At 40.9% G+C, this 7,566-nt stretch carries 9 protein-coding genes; 5 read left to right on the forward strand and 4 right to left on the reverse strand.

Annotation, left to right across the window (positions count from 1 at the left end):
* Positions 1-299 precede the first annotated feature (299 nt).
* Positions 300-644, forward strand: a complete 345-nt coding sequence (locus FTU06_RS16320; protein ID WP_228157220.1) for a hypothetical protein — start codon at positions 300-302, stop codon at positions 642-644.
* A 129-nt stretch (positions 645-773) separates the two neighbouring features.
* Here FTU06_RS16320 and FTU06_RS16325 read toward each other — a convergent pair whose 3' ends face one another.
* Positions 774-1,112, reverse strand: coding sequence for a DMT family protein (locus tag FTU06_RS16325; protein WP_078189529.1), 339 nt, complete (start codon positions 1,110-1,112; stop codon positions 774-776).
* Between the two features lie 274 nt (positions 1,113-1,386).
* Here FTU06_RS16325 and mpl point away from each other — a divergent pair, with 274 nt between their 5' ends.
* Entirely contained in the window at positions 1,387-2,751 is a 1,365-nt protein-coding gene (mpl, locus tag FTU06_RS16330; protein WP_180090022.1) for a UDP-N-acetylmuramate:L-alanyl-gamma-D-glutamyl-meso-diaminopimelate ligase, read from the forward strand.
* Between the two features lie 63 nt (positions 2,752-2,814).
* Here the strand turns inward: mpl and FTU06_RS16335 are convergent, their stop codons facing one another.
* Complete coding sequence (locus tag FTU06_RS16335; RefSeq protein ID WP_180009150.1) at positions 2,815-3,285, reverse strand: BLUF domain-containing protein; 471 nt, start codon at positions 3,283-3,285, stop codon at positions 2,815-2,817.
* 209 nt (positions 3,286-3,494) lie between these two features.
* Between FTU06_RS16335 and FTU06_RS16340 the strand changes: the two genes are divergently transcribed.
* The gene (locus FTU06_RS16340; RefSeq protein ID WP_180022936.1) at positions 3,495-3,830 is read left to right on the forward strand and encodes a hypothetical protein; all 336 of its coding nucleotides are present in this window, start codon (positions 3,495-3,497) and stop codon (positions 3,828-3,830) included.
* Positions 3,831-3,887: 57 nt separating this feature from the next.
* Here FTU06_RS16340 and FTU06_RS16345 read toward each other — a convergent pair whose 3' ends face one another.
* Both FTU06_RS16345 and FTU06_RS16350 read right to left on the reverse strand, forming a co-directional pair.
* On the reverse strand, positions 3,888-4,172 hold the full coding sequence (locus FTU06_RS16345) for a GNAT family N-acetyltransferase (protein ID WP_180090020.1): 285 nt from the start codon (positions 4,170-4,172) through the stop codon (positions 3,888-3,890).
* A gap of 355 nt (positions 4,173-4,527) precedes the next feature.
* A complete protein-coding gene (locus tag FTU06_RS16350) occupies positions 4,528-4,833 on the reverse strand; it encodes a GNAT family N-acetyltransferase (RefSeq protein ID WP_373684168.1) in 306 nt (101 codons plus the stop codon).
* Between the two features lie 132 nt (positions 4,834-4,965).
* Here FTU06_RS16350 and FTU06_RS16355 point away from each other — a divergent pair, with 132 nt between their 5' ends.
* Positions 4,966-6,159: a sugar transporter gene (locus tag FTU06_RS16355; protein ID WP_180147605.1), complete on the forward strand. Its 1,194-nt coding sequence runs from the start codon at positions 4,966-4,968 to the stop codon at positions 6,157-6,159.
* Positions 6,160-6,461: 302 nt separating this feature from the next.
* Complete coding sequence (locus FTU06_RS16360; protein WP_180050943.1) at positions 6,462-7,427, forward strand: TerC family protein; 966 nt, start codon at positions 6,462-6,464, stop codon at positions 7,425-7,427.
* The last annotated feature ends 139 nt before the right edge of the window (positions 7,428-7,566 follow it).

Here is a 7,566-nt window from a genome sequence, read left to right on the forward strand (position 1 = left end):
CTGATGCTAGTTGGTCTAACACCTTGCAATGTTTGTCTTTTATACGTAATTTAAGGGTTTTCATGTACTTATATTAACAATCAAAACTCAAGGAAAATAGTCCTTAGTTAAATCAAACGACACTTCATGTCGTGTCGCCTATATCTCTGACCTGAAGGACAGAGTTTTAAGCTCCATTTGATAAAATTTAACGGTTGTCTTTAAAGAGAAAACTCCATAATATTTTTATAAAATTATTTTTATTTTTTTCAATTTTATAAAAACTTTTATTAAATCAATATTTATAAGACACTTTAAAGATGAAACAGATCTTCATCCTGCTCACTTTAGCCTTAAGCTCTCAGAGTTTTGCCCAACTGGTTCAACTCAATACCAGCCAATTTGAAATAGAATTTAACCTCTTACAGAAACAAAAAGGCTATAACAGCCAGATTAAGAGTAATGGCTACATCCACGAAAAATTTTTAGTCACCGGAAAATCGATCATTGATGAACGTGAGTCGTTCAAAATGACAGGCTATTACAAAGCAGATGATGGCCGTGATAACATGTATTCAATTTCAGAATATCGTGTGTATTGTGATGACCAAAGCTTTGGTTTTGCACTCATGGACTTTGAAGCAGACGGTCAAAGACTGTACTAACCAATGAGAGTGATTATACCTTTGACTATGAAGATCCCACTCCACGAGACCGTGAGTTTAGTAAAGTCCTCAAAAATGCCTGCAAACACGCCTCACTTAAATGATCAGAGCCATGCAGCATTGGATCAGTTAAGCACTGCGAAACACGAAATAGACACATCCAAAAAGGCATAAACCTGCCCACAAATAGTCCAACTTAAAGGGTTGTTTAAAAAGGAAAATCATAAATGGAACGAAGACCAATAGCGTCACGACTTCTTGTGTGATTTTCATTTGACCCAAAGACCACCCATGTTTGGCCAACAGTCGCGTTGCTGGGATCATAAAACTATATTCGAGTAATGCTATAGCCCATCCAAATAAAATCGCTTGCCAGAGCGGCGCATCATGTAGAAATTTCAGATGTCCATACCAGGCCAAAGTCATAAAACAGTTGGAGATAATCAATAAAAATAGGGCAAGTGACATAAGCAATCAAGATCGCAAAAAATTGCGCTTATTGTACGTTTTTCATCATGATTTCGCGCCTATTTTCCGTGTTTTTATCCTCAAGAAAATTGCGTACATTTGATCAGTTACGTGCTCAATCTTTTTGCACGATCTCATACAAAAAAATCTATCTTTTCGCTAAGACCCTTGCTATGGTTGCTCTCAAATGAAATTAACCTTTTCAACCAAATCTATAATGACAACACCACAATAACAAAGTGATGTGTCGATAAAAGCAGTGGAGTTAGAACGAATGCATCTGCATATCTTGGGTATTTGTGGCACCTTTATGGGTTCATTGGCGCTCTTGGCGCGTGATTTAGGACATAAGGTGACGGGTTCAGACCAAAACGTTTACCCACCAATGTCTACCCAATTGGAAAATGCAGGCATTACCTTAATGCAAGGCTATGACCGTAGCCACCTTCAACCACACCCTGATCTCGTGATTGTCGGCAATGCAATGAAACGTGGCATTGATGCAGTGGAATACATGCTGAACGAAGGCCTGCCTTATATTTCTGGCCCACAGTTCCTTGCAGACCACGTGCTACAAGGCAAACATGTGTTAGGTGTTGCAGGCACACATGGTAAAACCACAACCACAACCATGTTGGCATGGGTGCTCGATCAAGCCGGTTTAAACCCTGGCTTCTTGATTGGCGGCGTACCCTTAGGCTTTAGTGAAAGCGCACGTTTAGGCGGTGGTGAATATTTCTGTGTAGAAGCCGATGAATATGATTCGGCATTCTTCGACAAACGTTCTAAGTTTGTGCATTACCATCCTAAAACAGCAATTTTAAATAACCTTGAATTTGACCATGCTGATATCTTCGATGACTTGGCGGCGATTCAAAAGCAATTCCATCATCTGGTTCGTACTATTCCAAGTGAAGGCCGTATCATTGCGCCCATCACAGAGACAAATATTGATGAAGTCTTGGAAATGGGCTGCTGGACACCTGTAGTGCGTACATCTTTAGATGCCAATGACAAATCTGAGCTGTATGCAGAGCAATTGTCTGCTGATGGTTCACATTTCAAAGTGCTACAGCATGGTGTCGTGAAAGGCGAAGTCAAATGGAATATGACTGGGCAACACAGTGTAGCCAATGCTTTGGCAACCATTGCTGCAGCTGAACATGTCGGTGTTTCGATTGAAACGGCGTGTGAAGCGCTTTCAAACTTTGGTGGTGTCAAACGTCGTATGGAGCTTTTGGGCACAGTCCGTGGCATTGAGGTTTATGACGACTTTGCACATCACCCAACGGCGATTGATACCACTTTAGAAGGTGCGCGTAAGCGTCTGGGTCAACGTAAGCTTTGGGCGGTGATTGAGCCACGTTCTAATACCATGCGCATGGGTAGTCATAAAGATGGCCTTGCACATTCTGCACGCTTAGCGGATGAAGTGATTTGGTATCAACCTGAAGGTTTAGATTGGGATCTACAGCCTGTGATTGAAGCTGCTGCGAATAAAGCTGTCGTGGCGCGTTCACTGGATGACATCATTCAAACCATCGTAAGCGAGGCAGGCGAGGGCGATGCTGTAGTGATTATGTCGAATGGCGGTTTTGGTGGTTTACATCAGAAGTTGATCAGTGCATTAAAAGCCTAAATCAACTGGATAAAATAAAAGAAGCCCGCGAAGCGGGCTTTTTTTATTTTATTCACACTCAGCTTAAAAATAATGCTGATAGCCTCGGTTTTTATAGCCTGAATCCAGCTTAACCGGCTGTTCAACATTTTCTAATCTTAACAAGGTCGTTAAAAGCGCCTGAATTTGTTCTAGATTGAGCACGTCGGGTTGAAAGCTTGAATGTCCAAAGCGCTGAAACAAACTAGCAATTTCACTATGTCGGTTGACATATTTCATCGACCATTTTGAAAAATCGATTTGATCAATATTTTGATCAGGATAACGCACAATATCCCGATGGCGAGTATCTTTCGCAATATGCTGAAAAAGCTGTTCGAGAGCCGCTTGCTCACCTTGCAGGCATTGGAAGAACCGGCCTTCGGCATAGTACAGCACGCCAAAAATACGCTGTTCAGTATTAAAGCTGCGGGCTCTCACCAAAATATCACTTAAATCTTGTATTAAATCAAATTGTTGTTCTACACGTGTACTGGCATAACAGAGTTGTATCATTGTGTTTATTCTTAAAGTATTTGCACGATTTTAACGTAGAAAGTTCTACAGGATGAGTAAATATTTGTATATTTTTTAATCAAATGTGCTTTTTAACTTACAACAGAAAACCAAGATCACGTATACCGATATCACCTTCATTTTTTTAAACTCATACATATTAAAACAATGAAATTATTTCCATTTGAAGATGAATAAAGAGGCCGACCATGCTCAAGAATTTACTCATTTTTTTATCGATCACTTGTGTATATTTTGCTGCCTTGATCATACTGAATAATTTTGGCGTTTCAGATTTTTTAAATGTCGTTATTTGCTCATTTATTTTAGGAATAACACTGCGCACCGTGATTCCTCACTATCTTATTTATTTACTAATGATGATGACCATTGGCAGTATTTATTTTGTACTGAATGACTTTGCATTATTAAATATCATGTGTTTAAGCTTGGTTTTAGGAATATTGATCTGCTCGATTTTGTTCCAATTGTGGCCACATATCGTCAAAACACCATCAACGCTGTTGAAACTCAAACTCAATTGAGCACCACTCATTTTTTAAACTTTCATACAGATAAAAACGCCCGCATCGCGGGCTTTTTTAGGCTTGAACATCGGCTAATGTCTGGTCTCGACGAAACATCACCTCTACATAAGAACAGGTTGGAATAATTTTTAAGTGTTTCTCACGAGCGAACTCCACCAAATGATCCAATAACACACGAGCAACCCCTTGCCCACGTAAGGAATCATCTACCCACGTGTGATTTGCCACAATAGTGTGTTCATCACGCCATAGATAACTCATTTCTGCGAGGCGTATACCCTCAGCATTTAACTGAAAAAATTCACCTTTTTGACCATTATCTTGATGTTGCATAGTCACTGTTTTTTCTTCCTTTTTATGAAAAAATACACCGTGTAACAAACGAGAAAGTGATTGGTACAGAACTTAAACGACCTATATTCAACTGTAGGTGATAATAAATCCGTACACCTTTCACATTAATTAAAAAACAATTAAATCACATTTGCCGGATATTTTTATTATGGACCTTTATATCATCGCCATCTTTGTATTACTGATTGCTGCAGCATGCTTGGTTGTATCGCTGTATAAATCACGATCTTAATTCAACTTCACAACTAGATTTCAAATAAAACAGCCTGATTGCAATACGATCAGGCTGTTTTTATTTATCCAAATGATTAATTCACATCACGCTATACAATTTAGCGTATTAGCGTAGAACATCACGAATCGATTCATCTTTATCAAATACAGATTTTGCAAAAGGGCAGAGCGGAATAATTTTCACGTTCTTTTCCCGAGCAAAATTCACTGCTGCATCGAGGAGATGTCGCCCAACACCTTGTCCTCGCAAGCTATCACTGACATCGGTATGATCAATAATAAATTTATCATCGCCTGCCCATGAGTAAGTCATCTCTGCCAAACGGTCCCCATCTTGCTCAACAAAAAAAGCTCCTTTTTTTTGATCATCATCTTGTTGTACAAACATCTTAAATTTCCTCCATTTTTTTATAAATTGGCATGTAATGCAGGTCAACTCTGTTGTTTTTGTATTAATTTAAACCGCATGCACAGGGCTTAAATCGGTTCCTGCTTGTGTATAGAGCATAGTAAAATAAGCCACTTTATTTATTTGAAGACACTCATGTCTGCCTCTCCCTCCGAAACGGCTTCTTCTGGCTCTTGGACGGCTGTGATTGCTTTGGCTTTCGCAGCATTTATTTTTAATACCACTGAATTTGTACCTGTCGCGTTGCTCAGCGATATTGGCAAAACCTTTAATTTAGCCGCGACCGATGTCGGCATCATGATTACGCTCTATGCATGGGTGGTTGCGCCGATTTCTTTGCCGATCATGTTATTGACCAAAAATATTGAACGTCACTCGCTCCTGATTTGCTTATTTATGGTGTTTATTGTCAGCCATATTCTGTCGTATTTCGCATGGAGCTTTAATACTTTATTGCTCAGTCGAATTGGCATTGCTTTCTCGCATGCACTTTTTTGGTCCATTACTGCGTCGCTGGCAGTTCGTGTTGCGCCGAAAGGCAAAGAATTTCAGGCCTTGGGTCTTTTGGCCACAGGCACAGCTTTGGCGATGGTTCTCGGTATTCCGTTTGGGCGTATGGTCGGAGAAGCCTATGGTTGGCGAAATACCTTTGCTCTGATTGGCATTGGCGCCAGTATCGTTTGCCTGATTTTAGCCAAAACGCTGCCAATACTGCCGAGTTTGAACTCTGGCTCGCTGAGCAGCCTAAAACAGTTTATTCGCCGTCCAAGCTTAATGATGGTCTTTGCATTAACCATTATCGTAATTAGCGCGCAATTTACCGCATATAGCTATATCGAACCGTTCTCGCTCAACATTGCTGCATTTAGCTCCATGCAAACTACCACGTTGTTATTAATCTTTGGTGCTGCAGGCTTTCTGGGATCTTATCTTTTTGGGAAATTTGGTGGGAAATATCCTAAAGTTGCGATTCCTTTGAGTACGGCCACACTGGCTTTATCCATGCTGCTGTTGCTTCCTGTTTCTTTAAGTTTTACAGGTGTGAGCGCGGTGTGCTTATTATGGGGCATGAGTATCATTGGATTTAGTCTCGCATTACAGTCAAAGACGCTGCATCTCGCATCCGACGCCACAGATGTCGCCATGGCTATTTATTCGGGACTTTATAATGTCGGGATTGGCGGTGGCGCACTCTTGGGCGGCATGGTCAGCGTACATTTCGGTTTGAGTTATATTGGTGTGATCGGAGGAATCATCGCCGTGATCGGCACACTTTTAGCCTTAGCGTTGGTACACCGTGGTGATTTTAATCCTCCCGTGACACATTAAATGAATTCGCAAATTGCCGATTGCACTTTGTACTAAAAACTGTCATGCTTTGCCGCATATTTGGACAGTGTCCAAAACAAAATTTGAACAAGGGGAGTAGCCTCCTCCAAACGTAAACCTTGTTTTACGTGTCAGAATATCGTCATTACACTTTGCAAAAAGTCGGTATCTGAGCATCGCTGCTGCAAATCATTACAGTACGATGTAGGCAAGACCTTGATCATGTTGTCTCAGGCGTTTTATTTCGTCTGGCAACTGGTCGAGGTTTTTTTATGGCTGGTTGTTAGATGTGGAGAATACACATGGAAACGATTGGCTCATTATGGCTATATCTGGCATTTTTCGGTTTAGTCACCATCATGCTACTCATCGACTTTTTAGGCTTTAAAAATAACAAAGGCCAAGAAATCAAAGTCAAAACCGCTGCCTATTGGAGTATTGCATGGGTCTCTGTGGCTACCTTATTCGGTGGTGCACTGTGGCTCTACTTACAGCAAACCGCTGGTGTCGCTGTTGCAAACACCAAAGTCATGGAATATTTCGCTGGTTATCTGCTCGAAAAATCACTCGCAATTGATAACGTTTTTGTCTGGCTCATGATCTTTGCTGCCTTTGCCATTCCACCTGCTTTGCAGCGTAAACTGTTACTCTACGGTGTCCTTGGTGCAATTGTGCTGCGTACCATCTTTATTTTTATTGGGGCATGGTTCGTTCAAGAATTCTCTTGGGTACTGTACATCTTCGGCGCATTCCTAGTGTATACCGGCTTTAAATTCCTTAAGGGTTCAGACGAAGACGACAAAGATATCGAAGATATGGCAATTTTGAAGTGGCTACGTAAACACATGCGTATTACTCCTCAAATGCATGAAGATAAATTCTTCGTTCGTCAAAATGGTGTCTTGTGGGCAACGCCGCTCTTTTTAGTGTTGATCTTGGTTGAAGCTTCGGACGTCATTTTTGCGGTTGACTCAATCCCAGCAATCTTTGCGGTTACCTCTGACCCATTCATTGTACTGACGGCAAACTTGATGGCGATTTTGGGTCTACGTGCCATGTTCTTCCTCTTGTCTGGTGCTGCATCGAAAATGCATTACTTACCATATGGTCTGGGCATTATCCTGGTATTTATTGGCGCTAAGATGCTGTTGCTTGATGTGTTCCACATGCCAATTTGGATTTCACTCGGCTTTATTGTGGTGACCTTAACCATCACCGCGTGGTTATCGATCCGACACAGCAAGAAGTACAATGAAACCATGCTTTAAAACACTTAGATGATTAGGGTCTGTTGACATTTGTTGATTAAAAAAATAGCGAGATAGTAAAATTAAATCGCCAAACCCAATTTTACACTCGCTATGCCTCGAACAATGCTAAATGATCAACACTGGTCCAAGTTACTTG

The sequence above is a fragment of the Acinetobacter sp. YH12052 genome (assembly GCF_013419835.1).
Classification (GTDB): Bacteria; Pseudomonadota; Gammaproteobacteria; order Pseudomonadales; family Moraxellaceae; genus Acinetobacter; species Acinetobacter amyesii.

Coding starts and splice junctions, on each gene's coding strand:
- FTU06_RS16340 (WP_180022936.1), top strand. CDS start 3,495: ATGCTCAAGAATTTACTCATTTTTTTATCGATCACTTGTGTATATTTT.
- FTU06_RS16335 (WP_180009150.1), bottom strand. CDS start 3,285: ATGATACAACTCTGTTATGCCAGTACACGTGTAGAACAACAATTTGAT.
- FTU06_RS16355 (WP_180147605.1), top strand. CDS start 4,966: ATGTCTGCCTCTCCCTCCGAAACGGCTTCTTCTGGCTCTTGGACGGCT.
- FTU06_RS16360 (WP_180050943.1), top strand. CDS start 6,462: ATGGAAACGATTGGCTCATTATGGCTATATCTGGCATTTTTCGGTTTA.
- mpl (WP_180090022.1), top strand. CDS start 1,387: ATGCATCTGCATATCTTGGGTATTTGTGGCACCTTTATGGGTTCATTG.
- FTU06_RS16320 (WP_228157220.1), top strand. CDS start 300: ATGAAACAGATCTTCATCCTGCTCACTTTAGCCTTAAGCTCTCAGAGT.
- FTU06_RS16325 (WP_078189529.1), bottom strand. CDS start 1,112: ATGTCACTTGCCCTATTTTTATTGATTATCTCCAACTGTTTTATGACT.